The sequence below is a fragment of the Bacteroides caccae genome (assembly GCF_002222615.2).
Taxonomy (GTDB): Bacteria; Bacteroidota; Bacteroidia; order Bacteroidales; family Bacteroidaceae; genus Bacteroides; species Bacteroides caccae.
The window spans coordinates 3,073,419-3,093,238 of sequence record NZ_CP022412.2 but is presented as its reverse complement, the minus strand read 5'-3'; the positions used below and the strand labels follow the sequence as shown (position 1 = coordinate 3,093,238).

At 42.5% G+C, this 19,820-nt stretch carries 15 protein-coding genes; 10 read left to right on the top strand and 5 right to left on the bottom strand.

The genetic code is table 11. The features are described from left to right. Nucleotides 1–70: 70 nt before the first annotated feature. Nucleotides 71–1,429: an MATE family efflux transporter gene (locus CGC64_RS12545; protein ID WP_005676107.1), complete on the top strand. Its 1,359-nt coding sequence runs from the start codon at nt 71–73 to the stop codon at nt 1,427–1,429. Nucleotides 1,430–1,460: 31 nt separating this feature from the next. On the opposite strand, the gene CGC64_RS12540 is transcribed toward CGC64_RS12545, so the two are convergent. Genes CGC64_RS12540 through CGC64_RS12530 form a run of 3 tightly spaced genes read right to left on the bottom strand, consistent with a single transcriptional unit; the run spans nt 1,461 to nt 6,793 of the window. Beyond that, entirely contained in the window at nt 1,461–3,785 is a 2,325-nt protein-coding gene (locus CGC64_RS12540; RefSeq protein WP_032854976.1) for an ABC transporter permease, read from the bottom strand. Nucleotides 3,786–3,799: 14 nt separating this feature from the next. Continuing rightward, nucleotides 3,800–4,474, bottom strand: a complete 675-nt coding sequence (locus tag CGC64_RS12535; RefSeq protein WP_005676109.1) for an ABC transporter ATP-binding protein — start codon at nt 4,472–4,474, stop codon at nt 3,800–3,802. Between the two features lie 36 nt (nt 4,475–4,510). After that, a complete protein-coding gene (locus CGC64_RS12530; protein WP_005676110.1) occupies nt 4,511–6,793 on the bottom strand; it encodes an ABC transporter permease in 2,283 nt (760 codons plus the stop codon). A 297-nt stretch (nt 6,794–7,090) separates the two neighbouring features. Between CGC64_RS12530 and CGC64_RS12525 the strand changes: the two genes are divergently transcribed. The 3 genes from CGC64_RS12525 to CGC64_RS12515 all read left to right on the top strand — a co-directional run bounded on the left by CGC64_RS12525 (nt 7,091) and on the right by CGC64_RS12515 (nt 9,608). Then, on the top strand, nt 7,091–7,894 hold the full coding sequence (locus CGC64_RS12525) for a metallophosphoesterase family protein (protein ID WP_005676111.1): 804 nt from the start codon (nt 7,091–7,093) through the stop codon (nt 7,892–7,894). Then, nucleotides 7,875–8,678, top strand: coding sequence for a hypothetical protein (locus CGC64_RS12520; RefSeq protein WP_032838089.1), 804 nt, complete (start codon nt 7,875–7,877; stop codon nt 8,676–8,678). The genes CGC64_RS12525 and CGC64_RS12520 overlap by 20 nt, the downstream gene beginning before the upstream one ends. 150 nt (nt 8,679–8,828) lie before the next feature. After that, nucleotides 8,829–9,608 (top strand): Cof-type HAD-IIB family hydrolase, encoded by a 780-nt coding sequence (locus CGC64_RS12515; RefSeq protein WP_005676113.1) that lies wholly within the window; start codon nt 8,829–8,831, stop codon nt 9,606–9,608. A gap of 47 nt (nt 9,609–9,655) precedes the next feature. On the opposite strand, the gene CGC64_RS19340 is transcribed toward CGC64_RS12515, so the two are convergent. Beyond that, nucleotides 9,656–9,874 carry a flavodoxin gene (locus CGC64_RS19340; protein ID WP_005676116.1) on the bottom strand — a complete coding sequence of 73 codons (219 nt, stop codon included), beginning with the start codon at nt 9,872–9,874 and terminating at the stop codon, nt 9,656–9,658. On the opposite strand from CGC64_RS19340, the gene CGC64_RS12505 reads away from it, so the two are divergent. The 4 genes from CGC64_RS12505 to hcp all read left to right on the top strand — a co-directional run bounded on the left by CGC64_RS12505 (nt 9,856) and on the right by hcp (nt 14,943). Next, entirely contained in the window at nt 9,856–11,199 is a 1,344-nt protein-coding gene (locus CGC64_RS12505; protein WP_005676115.1) for a sigma-54-dependent transcriptional regulator, read from the top strand. The genes CGC64_RS19340 and CGC64_RS12505 overlap by 19 nt on opposite strands. After that, entirely contained in the window at nt 11,196–12,512 is a 1,317-nt protein-coding gene (locus tag CGC64_RS12500; RefSeq protein WP_032854977.1) for a sensor histidine kinase, read from the top strand. The genes CGC64_RS12505 and CGC64_RS12500 overlap by 4 nt, the downstream gene beginning before the upstream one ends. Before the next feature lie 11 nt (nt 12,513–12,523). Then, nucleotides 12,524–13,192: a Crp/Fnr family transcriptional regulator gene (locus CGC64_RS12495; protein ID WP_005676118.1), complete on the top strand. Its 669-nt coding sequence runs from the start codon at nt 12,524–12,526 to the stop codon at nt 13,190–13,192. Between the two features lie 119 nt (nt 13,193–13,311). Continuing rightward, on the top strand, nt 13,312–14,943 hold the full coding sequence (gene hcp / locus CGC64_RS12490) for a hydroxylamine reductase (protein WP_022041436.1): 1,632 nt from the start codon (nt 13,312–13,314) through the stop codon (nt 14,941–14,943). Between the two features lie 98 nt (nt 14,944–15,041). Here hcp and CGC64_RS12485 read toward each other — a convergent pair whose 3' ends face one another. Next, nucleotides 15,042–16,226 (bottom strand): uracil-xanthine permease family protein, encoded by a 1,185-nt coding sequence (locus CGC64_RS12485; RefSeq protein ID WP_005676120.1) that lies wholly within the window; start codon nt 16,224–16,226, stop codon nt 15,042–15,044. A 167-nt stretch (nt 16,227–16,393) separates the two neighbouring features. On the opposite strand from CGC64_RS12485, the gene CGC64_RS12480 reads away from it, so the two are divergent. Together CGC64_RS12480 and CGC64_RS12475 are read left to right on the top strand one after the other, a co-directional pair. Next, nucleotides 16,394–17,860, top strand: coding sequence for a potassium/proton antiporter (locus CGC64_RS12480; RefSeq protein ID WP_005676121.1), 1,467 nt, complete (start codon nt 16,394–16,396; stop codon nt 17,858–17,860). Between the two features lie 123 nt (nt 17,861–17,983). After that, the gene (locus tag CGC64_RS12475; protein WP_005676122.1) at nt 17,984–19,648 is read left to right on the top strand and encodes a long-chain fatty acid--CoA ligase; all 1,665 of its coding nucleotides are present in this window, start codon (nt 17,984–17,986) and stop codon (nt 19,646–19,648) included. Nucleotides 19,649–19,820 lie beyond the last annotated feature (172 nt).

The window sequence follows — 19,820 nt, the reverse complement described above, 5'->3', positions numbered from 1 at the left end:
TATTCGTACCTTTGCACTACTTAAAAAAACGTAACTTTCGTTTTTCATCCAACATTAAAGATTCAGGCGCATGAGTAAAAACGACCCGCATATATTAGGAAAAGAGAGTATCGGCAAACTGCTGTTGCAGTATTCTATCCCTGCCATTATCGGGATGACAATTACTTCTATCTACAATATTATTGACAGCATATTCATCGGGCACGGTGTAGGCGCCATGGCTATCGCCGGACTGGCGGTGAGTTTCCCTCTGATGAATCTGGTGGTTGCCTTCTGTACACTTGTTTCTGCCGGAGGTTCCACGCTCGCATCTATCCGGCTAGGGCAGAAAGATATGAAAGGGGCTACGGAAATCCTGTCGCACACGTTAATGCTTTGTATCACCAATTCTTTCTTTTTCGGAATATTGTCTTTTATCTTCCTCGATGATATACTAGTCTTTTTCGGTGCCAGCGCAGATACGCTTCCTTATGCCCGCAGCTTTATGCAGGTTATTTTATTGGGAACACCGATCACGTATACGATGATCGGGCTGAATAACGTGATGCGTGCCACCGGATATCCGAAGAAGGCTATGATTACTTCCATGGCAACGGTGCTCTCCAACATCATCCTCGCTCCTATCTTTATCTTTCACTTTGAATGGGGAATGCGAGGAGCTGCCACGGCAACAGTCATTTCACAGTTGATCGGTATGGTGTGGGTAGTGAGCCATTTCTTCAAGCAGGACAGTACGGTACATTTTGAAGGGAAGGTATGGAAGATGAAGCGTAGAATCGTCGGCAATATCTTCGCTATCGGCATGTCGTCGTTCCTGATGAATGTATGTGCTTGTGTCATAGTAATCATTATCAATAACAGTCTACAAAATCATGGAGGCGATATGGCTATCGGGGCATATGGTATTATCAACCGGTTGCTAACGCTTTATGTAATGATTGTGCTCGGATTAACTATGGGAATGCAGCCTATTGTAGGCTACAACTTCGGAGCACAGAAGATAGACCGGGTGAAACAGACGTTGAAACTGGGAATTGTTTCGGGGGTGGTTATCACCAGTAGCGGATTCTTTATCTGTGAACTTTTTCCCCATGCAGTATCGGCCATTTTCACAGACAGCGATCATTTGATCGATCTTGCCGTCGACGGGCTTCGCATCACGGTGATTATGTTCCCATTCGTAGGAGCACAAATTGTTATCGGTAACTTCTTCCAAAGCATCGGCAAGGCTAAAATAAGTATTTTCCTGTCGTTGACACGGCAGTTGCTTTATTTGTTGCCTTGTTTGTTACTTTTCCCTAACTGGTGGGGATTGAAGGGGATCTGGATTAGTATGCCGGTGTCGGATGCGTTGGCATTTATCACGGCGGTAGTCAGTTTAATAATCTATATCAAGAAGGTTTCCAAACAACATCCGATAGCAGAATAAGGTAGTATCTACCCTATTCTGCCTATTATTTCTATTCGTTTTTGATACTCTTTACCGGATTTTCATTGGCAATATACCATGCTTTGAGTACCACACAAAGTATAATCAGCAATTGAACAAATAAGGCTGTACCTATAAAAAGTAACGGATTCAAATCAATCTGTTCTGCAAACTGGTCGAGCCATGCCCGTCCTGCAAAATAAGACACAGCCGTACCTATCAGGATAGAAATGGCGGAAACGCAAAGAATATCGCGTGTCAGTAACCTCAAGATGTGTGAGGCTTCAGCTCCGTTCACCTTCCGGATAGCTATCTCTTTGCTCCGGCGTTGAGTTTCATCGTTCACATAGCCAATCAGTCCCATGATGACAATCAGCAGAATGAAAGCAGAAGTAATCCAGACGGAATTGCGGAAACGATACACATCTTTATATACACCTTTTATTATATCATCAACCAAGACAAAGCGTAAAGCGACATTCGGGAATGTATTTTCCATAAACTTATTCAGACGTTTCAGATTTTCACTATAAGGTTCTTTCAGGCGAACATTGAATGCATGATTCGCATGATACTTCTCATCTCCGATCAGCGCAATGGGAGACTGGGGTGAATAAAAGCTAGTGTTACGGATATCCCGGAAAACACCTACAATCGTTCCCGGAACGTCATTCAACCGCTTCCCCACTGCACCGTCGGTCCACTTCATCAGGCGCACCACTTCTTCATTTACCAGCAGATCGTCCTGCTTTTTCAAATCAGTTCCTTCTATTATTTTGATGCCCATTACTTCAGGATAATTATAATGGCAATAGTTGAAATTGAGTGTAGTAATCCGTTTACCCTCATTATTTATCAGCCCTCGTGTCCAATACTCGCCAAGCACACTATTCGCTGCAACCGTTACTCCTTCTACCATGGGTTGGCGGCGCAATTCATCCTTTATATGCGCTACCGTCTCTCCGGGAAGCCAACTTTCGGCTTGAGTCAAACCAGGCACAACGATCCCCATATCTCGGTTCATAAGATGACTGTACTGTAATAAAGTGACCAATAGTAACCCCAAAACGAAAGATACTCCTGTAAATTGCACAAATAGCAGAGAGCGTTTCCAACCTTTCTTTCCGTCGGTATACCGACGGAACACTTGCGTGACAGGAATACGTGAAAATAGTCGTCCCGGCATGCCGCCCGCCACGATGAAAAGTACAAGGATAGTGAGTAACGGCACCCATAATGTTTCCCATGTAAAAAGCGAGGAAAGCCGGACAGAAAGTAAATCTTCAATCAAACCACGTGTATTGAAAATCAGTAAGAAGCTAAGTAATACGGAGATAATGACAAGGACTCCTGTCTCTACCAGAAACATATTGAAGATATTGGTCGAACTAGCTCCATTACATTTATGTACACCTACTCCTTTCGCACGGCGGCTCAAAGTGGCAATGGATATCAACATATAATTCATGATTGCTACAAAGAAAACAGCAAAGCCGAGGAATCCGTAAATAGCCAGCCGTTTCTGTACTTCAGGAGAGGACAAATGACGCTTCACCAGTGGGATAGCACTAAATTCAACTTTCCAGCCGTCCAAATCCAAAGACGTATATTTTTTAATCACTCGCTGAATATTACTGTTCACCTTATCAATATCCGAAGCATCGCGTAAACGGAGAAAAGCATAAAAGACATCATTTCCTCTCCAACCTGCTCCTCCCTGATAACCACCGTTCCGATGAACAGACACAACAAAGTCGTGAACGAGCATCGTATTTTCCGGTACGTCCTTATATATGCCACGAATGATAAAGTCATGTCGTTTATCTGCCGAAAGCACCTTTCCTATAGGATTTTCATCCCCAAATATTCTACGGGCAAAGCTTTGAGATACAAAAACGCTTCCGGGCATAATCATATCTTTGGGGGTTCCTTTCAGTACCGGTATGCCGAAGGTCTGAAAGAAACAAGTGTCTCCGTAGATGTAATTTATATCAGATAGCAGTTTATCTTCATAATAAATACTAAAACCTGTTTGAGGAAGTACACAACTGGCTGTTTCTATTTCATCGGGCATATCTTGCGCCAAAGTAGCTGCCACCACATCAAAGACGGTATAATCATAGCTATTTTCTCCATCATCCCCTCTTGTCTCTCCTGTACTGGCATTTGTCATCTGACACCGCACAAGAGCCAGACGTTCCGCTTCCGGATAGCATTGTTCATAGCTCAGTTCAAAGGCTATTTGTGAGAAAAGCAGCACACCAATGGTAAGACCTAAAGAGAGGGATATTACTCTTATGATATTCGACCCGCATTCGCGTAACAATGTGCATAAAGTATAGTAGATTTGTCTCATTGTCGATTTTTCATTTAGGCTGTTACACTCGCTACAATACTTCCATCGAACAAATGTACAGTGCGATGAGCAAAACTCGCATCATGCTGTGAGTGAGTCACCATAATAATTGTAGTTCCTTCCTTATTCAGTTCTGTCAGCAGGTTCATTACTTCGGCACCATTCTTTGAATCAAGGTTACCCGTAGGCTCATCGGCAAGAATTAGTTTAGGATTGGTGACAACCGCACGGGCGATTGCCACACGTTGTTGCTGCCCGCCGGAGAGTTGTTGCGGGAAGTGTTTGGCACGGTGGCTGATGTTCATCCGTTTCAGAATATCTTCTACCATTCGGCGACGTTCGGAAGATTTTAGTCCCAGATAAGTAAGCGGAAGTTCTACGTTTTCATAAACATTCAATTCGTCTATCAGATTGAAACTCTGAAATACAAAACCTAACTTACCCTTACGCATATGAGTACGTTCTTTCTCTTTCAGCCCGGCAACTTCCTGCCCCATTAACTGATAGGAGCCTTCGGTAGGATTATCCAAAAGTCCGAGGATATTCAACAAAGTGGATTTACCACAGCCCGAGGGTCCCATAATAGCTACGAACTCTCCTTCTTTTACTTCTAGATTTACATGATTCAATGCAACCGTCTCCACTTCGGAAGTACGGAATACTTTACTGATGTTTTCGATTTGTATCATTTTTCTCAATTATATTTTAAATTCATTATATTTCAATTATTCATTCGCTATGCTGTTCACCGGATTCTCATTAGCAACTTCCCATGCTTTAAGTATTACACAAACTAGTATCACAACTAATACAAACGCTATGACTCCGGCAAATAACCAAATACTCAGATTGACGGATTCACTAAATTGTTCCAACCATTTCATACCTATCCAATAGGCCAGTCCTGCACCGATAAGCACCGCCGGAAGGGCTGTCCACAATACGTTTGCGGAAAACAATTTCAATATGCCACAAGTATCCGCACCATTCACTTTTCGGATAGCAATCTCTTTCCTGCAAAAACGAATCTCGTCACCGACATATCCCAACAATCCCATTAAGGCTATAAAGAAAATAGAGATTGACGCCAAAAGTACTGCATTCCGAAAACGTGTAATATCCGTATATTGCTCATCCAGCTTTTGAGTCAGCGAATAAAAGACAACGTCTTCTGTTGGAAAAGTTTCTGCCATTAATGCATTCAGTTTCTTCAGGTTCTCATCAAAAGGCTCTTTCAATCGTACGTAATGAAGTCCCGGGTTAGAATCACTACCGCTTCCCAACAGTAATACCGGATACTGAGGATGATATACACTTTGAACAGAGAAATTCTTCATTACGCCAACGATTGTAACTTCCTTTCCCCATATAGACAACTGTTTCCCTATCGGCTCATCCGTCCATCCGGCCCGACGTACAAACTCTTCATTCACTAAGGCCTCTTTTGGAGATGTTACATTTTTGCCATGTAATATCTGTATTTTCATCATAGGTACAAAATCATCTCCGATCCACTCAAACCGGCCTTTGATAGTCCGTCCTTCCCCCACATTGAACACCTCTCCCGACCAACTTCTCCAGATGGCCTGCTGACCTACCCCATGTTCCTCAACCATAGGCAAATTCATAAAAAAACTCTTGGCATTTTGCCGGTTACTGCCCAGCTTCTTCCAACCCATTACCACGCGTTCGGGATTATATCCCAAATCTTTGTTCATCGCCATGTGATATTGGCAGAATACAACCATAAGAAAACCTAAAATAAAAGTCATACCGGCAAATTGGATAAACAACAACGGACGTTTCCAAGATGTCTTACGTTCTGCATAACGTCGAAAAACTTGCGTTACAGGAATTGATGCGAATATGCTTGCCGGTATGGCGCCCGCCAAGATAAAAACAACCAAAAGTACGGTCAACGGTACCCAAAGTGTCTGCCACGTAAAAAGTGAACTTAAACGTATACCGGCAATTTCTTCCACAAACTCCCGAAACTGAAAAATGAGCAACATCGTCAGCAATACTGAAATGAAAAGAACAAGAGCTGTCTCTGTCAGAAACATTCTAAAAATACTGTTATCTGTTGCACCACAACATTTGTGTACTCCGATAGACTTTGCCCTCCTGGCTAAAGATGAAACGGCAATGAGCACATAATCAAAAGCTGCAATCAACAAGATTGCAATCCCCAGCACGGACATCATTAATATCATAAGCCGTACTGTCGGATCTGCCGTATGATATTCTAATAAAGGACGGAAAGAAAAACGATGAGATTTCTTTTTATTCGAGGAGTCAGCCATGTATTTCTTAAGCATATCAGGTATTCGTGCTTCCACCGCCTTTATATCTTTAGCAGGATCGCGAAAACGAATAATCGACATATAACTGATATCATATCCCCAGCCCCCACGAGCCAGATTCCACAACTTGCTCATCGGTACCACTACATCAAAATGTATATCTGCGTTTTCACCCATATCTTCAAAGACACCACGTATGCTCATCGGCTCTTTGCGGTCAACGGATAAAGTCTTGCCTATAACACTTTCCAAACTGTTCCCTTCTCTTATTTTTTCCGCCAACGAACGGGATATGAATAAAACATCAGGACGGGTTAGTTCTTCTGCCTTACCGATTAACAGTTTTAAACCCAATGTGGAAAACAAATGCTCGTCAGCATATATCGTAGACTCCGTTAGGCGAACATTTCCATTATAAAAAACATTTGTTCCCATGTCCCTCAATATGGTGGCATCCTCCACTTCTTTCGGGAAGTTCTCACGCATAGCCGCTGAAAAAGGACTATAAGTAAAAGGTCCATCCATATATGTGACATATAACTGCTCCGACTGAGGACAAAAATTATAGTAACTCAACTGGAAAGCAACACAGGAAAACAATAAGATACCAACAAATATCCCCAATGTCATTGAGATAATCTTGATAATATTCACGCCTCGTTCATGGAGCAACGTTTGAATCGTATAATAAAAGTGTCTCATCATTAATTTATTTTGTTATATCTTCAATTTGAAAAACAGAAAGTATGCCAAAGTCATCTTTTCACTCATTATCAACCAGTTATACCATTCAACATCAGATAGTTTTTGTCTAATAATTAGACAGTGATGTCTAATTATTAGACAAAGATCAATAGTTCAGTTCTTTCTCATAAAGAATCGAAAGTAGATATTTCCGCCTCTTTATTGTTCTTTTTTTCCTATTTATCATAAGTAATCATCGTTATCTCATTTGAAAACTCTATCTTCGCATCAAGTTTTCAATAACTAAATGTTTTATTTATGTTAAACAAGAATTTATTCACTCTTCTGTCCTGTCTGCTTCTGACCGGGTGTGGTATGATCGACTATCATCCCTATGATGTGCGTATCAGTGGAGAGACAGATGTAAACGCTCATAACATTGAACAAATAGAAGCTGACTGTAAAGGTAAAAAGACAATCCGCTTTGTCACTATGGGCGACTCACAACGGTGGTACGATGAAACGGAGGATTTCGTAAAAGCAATCAATAAGAGAAATGATATCGACTTCGTTATTCATGGCGGAGATATGAGTGACTTCGGAGTTACTAAAGAATTTCTTTGGCAACGGGATATTATGAACGGATTGAGTGTTCCCTATGTAACCCTCATAGGAAACCATGATTGTCTGGGTACGGGGGCAGAAACGTACAAAGCGATATTCGGTCCTACCAACTTCTCCTTTATTGCCGGTGATGTGAAATTCGTTTGTCTCAATACGAATGCATTGGAATATGATTACTCAGAACCTGTACCGGATTTCACCTTTATGGAAAATGAACTGACAAACAGGACAGATGAATTTAACAAAACAGTCATAAGTATGCATGCACGACCGTATACAGACGTATTCAATGACAATGTAGTAAAAATGTTCCAGCATTATGTCAAACAATATCCCGGAATTCAGTTTTGCACTGCCGCCCATACTCATCACTATCGGGATGATGTGATTTTTGATGACGGCATACACTATGTTACCAGTGACAGCATGGACAAGCGTACTTACCTGGTATTTACCATAACCTCGGAGAAATATGAATATGAACTGGTTAAATATTAAATACATCGGACGGGCAGGACTGATAATTATCCTGTTATTCTTTACCTGTCCAAGTTCAGCTACTTGTAAAACAGATACAGTTATCAATACATATAAGCGCGATTCATTATATTTTGCAGTAAAAGCTGACTCAATTATCGCCTTTCATACAGGAGACTCTTTGTTTACTATCATCAAGGCAGACACTGTGCTACCCGTTATACCCAAAGCTGTAAAGAGAACCGGTTATGACAATCGGGTACATCGCTTCCGCAAAAACTGGGAACGGATTATCCCGACTCATGCTAAAATCCAATATGCCGGAAACATGGGATTGCTCTCCTTCGGTACAGGGTGGGATTACGGAAAACGGAATCAATGGGAAACAGATATATTGCTCGGATTCATCCCGAAATATTCGTCGAAAAAGACAAAAGTGACAATGACACTGAAACAGAACTATATGCCCTGGAGTATTAATATAGGAAAAGGATTCTCGACGGAACCTCTTGCCTGCGGACTCTACCTGAACACAGTCTTCGGAGATCAGTTCTGGGTAAACGAACCGGACCGTTATCCTAAAGGGTATTATGGATTTTCGAGCAAAGTACGTATTCATATTTATATGGGACAACGACTGACTTATGACATTGACCCGCAACGCAGATTTTTAGCTAAGTCGGTTACTTTTTTCTATGAAATAAGTACTTGTGACCTTTATCTGGTTAGTGCCGTACAAAATAGTTATCTCCGCCCCCGTGATTATTTGAGCTTATCTTTCGGATTAAAGTTCCAATGGCTATAAAATATTTTTCGTAAATTTGGAAAATTTTTCAAACCTCCTAAAACAAAGGAGGTTTGAAAGAAAGGCTAAAATCGAGGTAACGCAGTCAAACCATTTTGATTCTTGACTGCCAAATCTGTAGTATCACAATAAAAAAAGAAAGGACGTAAAATGAAGACTAAAGCGATTTTTCTTGATGTGGACGGAACTCTAATCAGTTTCAAAACACATAAAATACCACAAACAACGATTGATGCCCTAAATCAGGTACATAACAATGGCATTAAGATTATTATAGCAACAGGCAGAGTGGCGACAGACCTTGGCGAACTGGACGCCATCCCGTATGATGCGGTCGTCTCACTGAACGGTTCCCATTGCCTGCTCCGTGACGGCACTGAAATCACTTCCCGCCAAATCAGTCATGAAGATTTCAGAATAGTCCGTAATCTTGCAGAAAAATATAGTTTCCCTTTGGCATTGGAAGTAGATAAAGGAATACTTGTCAATTATGTAAATGATACCGTTATAGCACTTTCCGAACTTACCAATCATCCGATTCCTCTGGTTGTGGACATAGACAAGGAATTTAATGCGTGTAAGTGTCGCCAACTTTGCATTTATTGTGGTGAAGATGTAGAGAAGGAAATTATGACGCAACTTCCCAACTTGACTGTTTCGCGTTGGAATCCGTATTTCGCAGATGTGAATGTTGCCGATACGAACAAGGCTTCAGGAATGGCTGATATGGCAGATTATTTAGGTTTTTCTTTGGATGAAAGCATGGCATTCGGAGACGGTGGCAACGATATACCCATGCTCCGTGCGGCAGGAACCGGTATTGCGATGGGCGGCGCATCGGATTTGATCAAGAACTATGCCGACTATGTTACAGACGATGTGGACGAGGACGGCATTTATAATGCCCTAGCTCATTTTGGGATAATTTAGGTCAAATATTTATTTAACCATGACAACACAGTTTTTCTGGCCTGTTCCTATGATTTTTGTGCTATTGTTCCCCGTATTGCCAATCCTTTCAATATAGTAGCTCCGCTACATGCTTCTTTCAGATGATTTTCTGTGTCGGACAGGCCACTTCCTTCATGGGTATAAAAAGGAATTACTATTTGTCCCTTCTCATTCGGCTTTTCCAGAGATTTTTTCGTAAGTTTGTACCTGATAAACTTAATCGAATATGAGTAAATCGGGAACAATCATCATTGTAGACGACAACAAAGGAGTACTGACTGCCGTAGAGATCTTGCTGAAAAGTTATTTTTCAAAGGTCGTCACACTTTCTTCACCTGTCACCCTCATCACTGTGATGCAGGAAGAAATGCCGGAAGTGATATTGTTGGATATGAACTTCACTTCGGGAATCAATACCGGTAATGAAGGTTTGTTCTGGTTGCACGAGATAAAGAAAGTACGTCCGGAACTTCCCATCGTACTCTTTACTGCATACGCCGACATTGAACTCGCTATCCGGGGAATCAAGGAAGGAGCGACGGATTTCATCGTGAAACCCTGGAACAACCAAAAACTGGTAGAGACTTTACAAACCGCCGCACAGTCTGTGAGAAACGAAAAAAAAGGAGGAGCAAGAAAGGAATCCGCCGGTGTCCAGCCGATATATTGGGGAGAAAGTAAAGCCATGCAACAACTCCGAATGTTGATTGAAAAGGTTGCCGTTACAGATGCCAACATCCTGATTACAGGTGAAAACGGAACAGGGAAAGAAATTCTGGCACGAGAAATCCATGCGCTTTCCAATCGACGACAAAAGGAAATGATTGCCGTAGATATGGGAGCTATCACTGAGTCACTATTCGAAAGTGAACTTTTCGGCCATGTGAAAGGGTCTTTCACAGATGCGCATACCGACCGGACAGGTAAGTTCGAAGCCGCAGATAAAAGTACGTTATTCCTTGACGAGATAGGAAACTTGCCCTATCATCTGCAAGCCAAACTGCTGACTGCCATTCAACGAAGAAGCATCGTGCGAGTGGGAAGCAATAGCCCGATGCCGATCGACATCCGCCTGATTTGTGCCACCAACCGTAATTTGCAAGAAATGGTAGATAACGGAGAATTCCGGGAAGATTTGCTCTATCGTATCAATACAATCCATATAGAGATACCTTCACTCCGGGAACGGAAAGAAGATATTATTCCTCTTGCCGAAAGGTTCATGATCCGCTTCTGCAAGCAATACGACAAAGAGCCGATGAAATTCAGTTCTGCGGCAAAAGAAAAACTGTCAATACATCCTTGGTACGGAAATATCCGTGAGCTGGAGCACGTTATTGAGAAAGTTGTCATCATTAACGATGAGCCGCTGATTCCTGCTGAGATCCTTCAATTATCTTCCCGGAAAATAGAATCTCCGGAAAGAAACATTTCCACTTTAGAAGATATGGAGAAACAAATGATACGGAAAGCATTGGAGGCTTGTGCCGGAAATTTGTCGGCAGTAGCCACCCAGTTAGGAATTACCCGGCAGACACTTTATAACAAGATGAAAAAATTCGGATTATGAACCGGTATCTTCAATATATAACACGGCAGTACTGGTTCAGAGTCGTATTGACAGTACTCGTTTGTACAGTCACCGCCCGTTTCGGTATCCTTCAATCTTATACATGGTTTGGAGTCTGTATTTGCCTTTTAATCCTATGCATATTATGGCAAATCCGACTTTACCGTACCCACGTCAAACAGGTACTTTTTATGATTGATGCATTGGAAAATAATGATAATTCCTTTCACTTCCCTGAGGAATACGGTACTCCGGAAAGCAGGCAGATCAATCAGGCACTCAACCGGGTGGGACACATTTTATACAATGTAAAAGCAGAAACAGCCCAACAAGAGAAGTATTACGAATTGATACTCGACTTCGTGAGTACGGGATTATTAGTGCTCAATGACAATGGAGCTGTATATCAGAAGAATAAAGAAGCACTCCGGCTTCTGGGACTCAACATATTCACACATATCCGCCAGTTAAGTAAAGTAGACGCTACACTCATGGAAAAAATGGAAAACTGCCGCCCGGGGGATAAACTACAAGTCATGTTTCATAACGAACGGGGAACAGTCAATCTATCCATACGTGTTTCGGAAATTAATGTTCATAAAGAGCATTTGCGTATCCTGGCTCTGAATGATATCAACATCGAACTGGATGAAAAAGAGATCGATTCATGGATTCGGTTAACTCGTGTACTCACCCATGAAATTATGAACTCCGTCACTCCTATCACCTCGTTAAGTGATACACTTTTGTCCATGGTGAAAGATAAAGACGAAGAAATCAGCCATGGCTTGCAGACTATCAGTACCACCGGCAAAGGCTTGCTTTCTTTTGTCGAATCTTACCGAAAATTCACACGTATCCCGACTCCGGAGCCTTCTTTGTTTTATTTGAAAGCATTCATCGAACGAATGGTCGAACTGACCCGGCACCAGAATCCGTGTAATCATATTACTTTCCATACAGAGGTTATTCCCGCCGACCTGATCCTCCATGCAGACGAGAATCTCATTTCACAAGTCGTTATCAATCTTCTGAAAAACGCAGTGCAGGCAATCGGCAATCAGCCCGGCGGACGCATTGCGATACAGGCTCATTGCAACGACGCGGAAGAAGTACTGATTGAGATAAAAAACAATGGCCCTGCTATCCCTCCTGAATTTGCGGAACATATATTCATCCCTTTCTTTACGACCAAAGAAAGAGGAAGCGGAATCGGACTAAGCATCTCCCGCCAGATTATGAGGCTTTCGGGTGGTAGCCTAACATTGATTCCGGATGATAAAGAGACTAAGTTCATATTAAAATTCAAATAACAGAGTAGCCTATGATACCCGTACTTATCAATAATCCGTTATTCCGGGGAATAACTCCGGAAAAACTATCCGCCAATCTGGAAGAAATAAGTTTCCACACCCGTTCTTATAAGAAAGGGGAAATTCTGGCACGGCAGGGGGATGTATGCAACCGCCTCGTCATTCTGACCAAAGGCAGTGTTCGCGGAGAAATGATAGACTATTCCGGAAGATTAATAAAGGTAGAAGATATTGCCGCCCCCAGAGCGATTGCCCCGCTTTTTCTGTTTGGCGAAGAAAATCGTTATCCGGTGGAGGTGACAGCCAACGAACCGACAGAGGTTATAGAAATTCCTAAAACAAGTGTTCTGGAATTGTTCCGCAAGAACGAGCAGTTTCTCGAAAATTATATGAACCTTTCTGCCAACTACGCACGGACTTTATCCGACAAGCTCTTTTTCATGTCTTTCAAGACTATCAGGCAGAAGATTGCTTCTTATTTACTTCGCCTATATAAGCAGCAACAACAGTTACATATCACCCTCGACCGATCGCAACAGGAATTAAGTGATTATTTCGGAGTATCCCGTCCTTCGTTGGCACGCGAATTGGCACACATGCAGGAAGACGGATTACTCACTGCCGACCGGAAACAGATCACTATCCTTCAAAAAGAAGAGCTTGTCCGGCTTATCCAATAGAGTTTGCCGGTATCCACAAAAAAATATTCATTGTTGTAACATTAGTTACAGAACTGCCCGCAACCTTTGCGCTACATTTGCGTTCATTAATCAAGAAGACTAATTAAAACGTAAATGTTATGAGTATGTTCTGTTATCAATGTCAAGAAACCGCAATGGGTACAGGTTGTACCTTAAAAGGAGTATGCGGTAAAACATCCGAAGTGGCTAACCTGCAAGACCTGTTACTCTTTGTAATACGTGGAATTGCCGTGTACAACGAACACCTGCGTAAAGAAGGACATTCCTCCGAAGAAGCGGACAAATTTATCTATGATTCTCTCTTTATCACTATTACCAATGCCAACTTTGACAAAGCAGCCATTATTGGGAAAATAAAGGAAGGACTACGCTTGAAAAAAGAACTGGGCGGTAAGGTTTCTATCAAAAACGCTCCCGACGAATGTCTTTGGAACGGCAATGAAGATGAATTTGAAGAAAAGGCTAAAACAGTGGGGGTGCTTCGCACACCAGACGAAGACATCCGTTCGTTAAAAGAACTGGTGCACTACGGACTGAAAGGAATGGCAGCCTATGTAGAGCACGCACATAACCTGGGTTACCAGTCACCGGAAATCTTCGCCTTCATGCAACATGCATTAGCTGAACTGACCCGCAATGATATAACTATGGAAGAACTGGTTCAACTTACACTGGAGACAGGTCAACATGGGGTGTCTGCCATGGCACAACTGGATACTGCCAATACAAGCAGTTACGGCAATCCCGAAATTACCGAAGTCAATATCGGTGTACGCAACAATCCGGGTATCCTTATCAGCGGGCATGACCTGAAAGACCTCGAAGAACTGCTGGAACAAACGGAAGGTACGGGAATAGACATCTATACTCACAGCGAAATGCTTCCGGCCCATTACTATCCCCAACTAAAGAAATACAAACATCTGGCAGGAAACTACGGGAATGCCTGGTGGAAACAAAAGGAGGAGTTTGAAAGTTTCAACGGGCCGATTCTGTTTACAAGCAACTGCATTGTTCCTCCACGTTCCAACGCCAGCTACAAGGATCGTATCTATGTCACCGGTGCTTGCGGACTGGAAGGAGCACATTATATCCCGGAACGTAAGGACGGAAAACCAAAAGATTTCTCTGCACTGATTGCCCACGCCAAGCAATGCCAGCCACCGGTAGCAATAGAAAACGGTACTCTTATCGGCGGGTTTGCCCATGCGCAAGTGACGGCTTTGGCAGACAAAGTAGTAGAAGCTGTAAAGAGCGGTGCGATTCGTAAGTTCTTTGTCATGGCAGGATGCGACGGACGTATGAAGAGTCGTGAATATTACACAGAGTTTGCCCGGAAACTTCCGAACGATACGGTTATCCTGACAGCCGGATGTGCAAAATACAGATACAACAAGTTGTCTTTAGGTGATATCAACGGTATTCCCCGTGTACTGGATGCAGGACAGTGTAACGACAGTTATTCACTAGCCGTCATTGCCCTGAAACTGAAAGAAATCTTCGGTTTGGATGATGTAAACAAGTTGCCTATTGTATATAACATTGCTTGGTATGAACAGAAAGCCGTTATCGTATTGCTGGCCTTATTAGCTTTGGGAGTGAAAAACATTCATCTGGGTCCTACCCTCCCCGCTTTCCTTTCTCCGAACGTAAAAAATGTGTTGATAGACCAATTCGGAATCGGTGGTATCAGTTCGGTAGATGAAGATATTATGAAATTTCTGTCATAACTAATAGAACCTGAATCTTACATAAAGGCACGGACAATGCAATGTTTTTGTATCGTCCGCGCCTGAAATTTATAGTAGAATCAACTTATTCTTTCCGGTCAGTCATTTCTCGGCAAAATCAAATTAAGGAGTACGCCTACCAAAGCTGCCAGTCCGATACCGGATAAAGAAAATTCCCCCCAGGTAAAAACAGCTCCGCCGATACCGACAGTCAATGTTAAAGATACGATGATAATATTCCTTGTACGACTCAAGTCAATACAATTATTTACCAGATTGGCTATACCCGCACAGGCTATTGTACCGAAGAGTAAAAGCATAATTCCACCCAACACTGCACTCGGAATTGATTTCAACAATGCACTGATCTTACCTATAACAGAAAATAAGATAGCAGAAAACGCGGCAATCCGGATTACCTGCGGATTAGTGATCTTCGTCAGAGACATGGCACCCGTTACTTCGGAATAAGTAGTTACAGGAGGGCCGCCTACCAGTCCGGCAAAAAAACAAGCCAGACCGTCTCCCAATAAAGTACGATGCAGACCGGGGTCTTTCACAAAATCTTTTCCGGCAACAGTGTTGACCACATATACATCACCAATATGCTCTATCACCGGAGCAATCGCTACCGGAATCATAAACAGCACCGGTTCCCACGAAAACTTAGGGAAAACAAATTGAGGCAAACCAATCCATGCCGCATCTCTGACACCGGATAAATCCAAATCATAGAAAAGCCATGCGGCCAGATAACCTACTATAATCCCACAAAAGATAGGTATCAGTTTTAAAAGTCCTTTCGCTTTCATCGAAACAATAACCGCAGTAACCAACGACAACAAGGCCAGCACCCAGTTTTCTTTTGCCATATTCACACCGGTTCCCGCCAGAGACAGTCCAATCAGAATAATGACCGGACCTATGACAACCGGAGGAAACAATTTCTCAATTACCCTTATCCCCTGCCACTTGACAAGCGCACTCATTACAAAATAAACAAGCGCAACCCCTACCATGCCCGATAAAGTGCCGGGTAATCCGTAAAGTTCCGTCGCTTTTATGATAGGAGCAATAAAAGCAAAACTACTTCCCAAGAAAATAGGAACCTTCCCACGAGTGACAGCGTGAAAGATAAGAGTACCGATTCCGGCGGTAAATAAAGCAGTGGAAGGGTCGAGCCCGACCAATAACGGTACAAGGACCGTAGCTCCAAAGGCTACAAACAGGAATTGTACTCCCACTATCCCTTTCCTTAAAGGAGTAAGATTATTTGAATCCATAAGTATGATGTAGATTAATTGAGTGCAAAATTAATCTTTTTAGACAATTTAACTACCTTTTTTCACAAAAATACATCCAAAAAGCCCTTTAATTTGTTGTTAATAATGTGTAACTTCGCACGGTGAGAACGAATACGACAATTTTATAACTTAATAATATATTGCCTATGATATTTACAGCAGAAAACACCTTACTTATTGGTTCTATCTTACTTTTCGTCAGCATTGTTGTTGGAAAAACCGGATACCGCTTCGGAGTGCCCACTTTATTACTATTCCTTGTAGTAGGAATGCTATTCGGAAGTGACGGGCTCGGACTCCAGTTCCATGACGCCAAAGATGCACAATTCATTGGTATGGTTGCATTAAGCATCATCTTGTTTTCGGGAGGTATGGATACGAAGTTCAAAGAAATCAAACCCATTTTAGGACCAGGTATCGTGCTTTCTACCGTCGGAGTTTTACTCACTGCCCTTTTCACCGGATTGTTTATCTGGTGGCTATCCGGCATGAGTTGGACAAATATTTATCTGCCTATCACGACTTCATTGTTATTGGCAGCTACTATGTCGTCTACCGACTCGGCCTCCGTATTCGCTATCCTGCGTTCGCAGAAAATGAATCTGAAACATAACCTCCGTCCCATGTTGGAATTGGAAAGTGGTAGTAATGACCCTATGGCGTATATGCTGACCATTGTGCTGATACAGTTTATCCAATCGGCAGGTATGGGAGTCGGTGCTATTGTCGGTTCATTTGTCATTCAGTTTATGGTAGGTGCAGGTGCCGGATATGTACTCGGAAAGCTGGCTATCCGTATGCTGAACAAACTCAATATTGACAACCAGGCATTGTATCCGATATTATTGCTGGCTTTTGTATTCTTCACCTTTTCTATCACCGACTTGCTGAAAGGTAACGGTTACCTTGCCGTATACATCGCAGGTATCATGGTAGGAAACAATAAAATCATGCACCGCAAGGACATCTACACATTTATGGACGGATTGACCTGGCTGTTCCAAATCATCATGTTCCTTTGCCTCGGACTTCTCGTCAATCCGCACGAAATGCTGGAAGTAGCAGTAGTAGCCTTGTTGATCGGTGTCTTTATGATTCTCATCGGGCGTCCGTTAAGCGTGTTCCTCTGCCTGCTCCCTTTCCGGAAGATTACCATGAAATCACGGTTGTTCGTATCATGGGTAGGACTACGCGGTGCCGTACCTATCATCTTTGCCACCTATCCGGTAGTTGCAGGCGTGGAAGGTTCGAATATCATCTTTAATATCGTATTCTTCATTACCATTGTCTCGTTGGTTGTGCAGGGAACAACGATTTCTTTCGTTGCCCGCATGCTGAACCTCTCCAAACCACTGGAGAAAACAGGGAATGACTTTGGAGTGGAGCTGCCGGAAGAAATAGACTCCGACCTTAGCGACATGACCATTACCACGGAAATGCTGGAAGAAGCAGATACCTTGAAGGATATGAATCTTCCCAAAGGAACATTGGTTATGATAGTGAAACGCGGAGATGAGTTTTTAATTCCTAACGGAACACTGAAACTTCATGTAGGAGACAAGTTGCTCCTTATCTCCGAAAAATCAAAAGAGGAAGTGAACGAATCCGAATAAGGCGGGGGACGAAATATGTTCAAACATCCCCCGTTAATTAACCGTAAAACTTAATTGTAAAATTCGGGTTACATTAATGAAGTATTAATTTTGCGCAGTTTTAAACTAAATGTGCAAAAACGAATGGAACAAGAACATCAGTTCATCGACTATATTGAACAAAGCATTATCAAGAACTGGGATAAAGACTCTTTGACTGACTACAAAGGAATTACCCTCCAATATAAAGATGTGGCTCGTAAAATAGCTAAATTCCACATTGTTTTAGAAAGTGCCGGTATTCAGCCGGGAGACAAGATAGCAGTCTGCGGACGTAACAGTGCCCATTGGGCTGTCACTTTTCTGGCTACTATCACTTACGGAGCCGTAATTGTTCCTATTCTCCATGAATTTAAAGCGGATAATATCCATAATATTGTCAACCACTCCGAAGCCAAACTGCTTTTTGTCGGCGACCAGGCATGGGAAAACCTGAATGAAGACGCCATGCCCCTGTTGGAAGGAATCGCGTCACTCACCGATTTCTCATCATTGGTATCACGCAATGAAAAACTGACATATGCTTTCGAACACCGGAATGCGATATACGGTCAACGTTACCCGAAGAATTTCCGCCCGGAGCATATCTGTTACCGGAAAGACAGGCCCGAGGAACTGGCTATTATCAACTATACTTCAGGAACCACAGGCTATTCAAAAGGTGTCATGCTCCCCTATCGCAGTATCTGGTCGAATGTGGCCTATTGTTTTGAAATGCTTCCCGTCAAACCGGGCGACCATATCGTTTCCATGCTTCCTATGGGACACGTTTTCGGTATGGTATACGATTTCTTATATGGCTTCTCCGCAGGTGCGCATATCTATTTCCTGACACGTATGCCGTCTCCGAAAATCATCTCACAATCTTTCTCGGAGATTAAGCCCAGAGTTATCTCTTGCGTACCTTTGATTGTAGAAAAGATTATCAAGAAAGATATCCTCCCTAAAGTGGATAGCAAAATCGGAAAGTTATTGCTCAAAGTACCTATCGTCAATGACAAAATCAAATCGTTGGCCCGCCAGGCAGCTATGGAAATCTTCGGAGGTAATTTCGACGAAATCATTATCGGCGGCGCTCCTTTCAATGCCGAAGTAGAAGCTTTTCTCAAAAAGATAGGTTTCCCCTACACCATTGCTTATGGCATGACAGAATGTGGTCCGATTATCTGCTCCAGCCGTTGGGATACATTGAAACTTGCTTCCTGCGGAAAGGCCACCACCCGAATGGAAGTCCGCATTGATTCCCCGGATCCTAAAACTCATGCCGGAGAGATTGTTTGCAGGGGAGCGAATATGATGCTCGGATATTATAAGAATCCGGAAGCTACCGCACAAATCATTGATGTAAACGGGTGGTTGCATACAGGAGATCTGGGCGTTATGGATGAAGAAGGTTATGTAACTGTTCGCGGACGTAGCAAGAATATGCTTCTCACTTCCAGCGGACAGAATATCTATCCGGAAGAGATAGAAAGCAAACTGAATAATATGCCGTATGTGGCGGAATCATTAATCGTATTGCAACACGACAAACTGGTGGCGCTTATCTATCCGGATTTTGACGATGCATTTGCTCACGGATTGCAGCAAAACGATATCCAGAAAGCTATGGAAGTCAACCGTGTCGAACTGAATCAACAATTGCCTAACTACTGCCAGATCAGCAAGATTAAAATTCATTTCGAGGAATTTGAAAAGACAGCGAAGAAATCAATCAAACGTTTCATGTATCAGGAAGCAAAAGGATAAGATCTTTTTCGTATACAAAAGACAAGATAAATAAAAACGGTGAACAAACCCCTGTGCTTGTTCACCGTTTTTTCTAACCTAACCAACTTTATTTCCTTAATCTATCATCATTCAACAATCTTTTACCTTAAAACCAAACCTATCCCTAACACAATAAACCTCTATTAAATCT

Coding starts and splice junctions, on each gene's coding strand:
- CGC64_RS12530 (WP_005676110.1), bottom strand. CDS start 6,793: ATGATGAGACACTTTTATTATACGATTCAAACGTTGCTCCATGAACGA.
- CGC64_RS12505 (WP_005676115.1), top strand. CDS start 9,856: ATGAGTAAATCGGGAACAATCATCATTGTAGACGACAACAAAGGAGTA.
- CGC64_RS12500 (WP_032854977.1), top strand. CDS start 11,196: ATGAACCGGTATCTTCAATATATAACACGGCAGTACTGGTTCAGAGTC.
- CGC64_RS12540 (WP_032854976.1), bottom strand. CDS start 3,785: ATGAGACAAATCTACTATACTTTATGCACATTGTTACGCGAATGCGGG.
- CGC64_RS12520 (WP_032838089.1), top strand. CDS start 7,875: ATGAACTGGTTAAATATTAAATACATCGGACGGGCAGGACTGATAATT.
- CGC64_RS12495 (WP_005676118.1), top strand. CDS start 12,524: ATGATACCCGTACTTATCAATAATCCGTTATTCCGGGGAATAACTCCG.
- CGC64_RS12545 (WP_005676107.1), top strand. CDS start 71: ATGAGTAAAAACGACCCGCATATATTAGGAAAAGAGAGTATCGGCAAA.
- CGC64_RS12525 (WP_005676111.1), top strand. CDS start 7,091: ATGTTAAACAAGAATTTATTCACTCTTCTGTCCTGTCTGCTTCTGACC.
- CGC64_RS12515 (WP_005676113.1), top strand. CDS start 8,829: ATGAAGACTAAAGCGATTTTTCTTGATGTGGACGGAACTCTAATCAGT.
- hcp (WP_022041436.1), top strand. CDS start 13,312: ATGAGTATGTTCTGTTATCAATGTCAAGAAACCGCAATGGGTACAGGT.
- CGC64_RS12475 (WP_005676122.1), top strand. CDS start 17,984: ATGGAACAAGAACATCAGTTCATCGACTATATTGAACAAAGCATTATC.
- CGC64_RS12480 (WP_005676121.1), top strand. CDS start 16,394: ATGATATTTACAGCAGAAAACACCTTACTTATTGGTTCTATCTTACTT.
- CGC64_RS12485 (WP_005676120.1), bottom strand. CDS start 16,226: ATGGATTCAAATAATCTTACTCCTTTAAGGAAAGGGATAGTGGGAGTA.
- CGC64_RS12535 (WP_005676109.1), bottom strand. CDS start 4,474: ATGATACAAATCGAAAACATCAGTAAAGTATTCCGTACTTCCGAAGTG.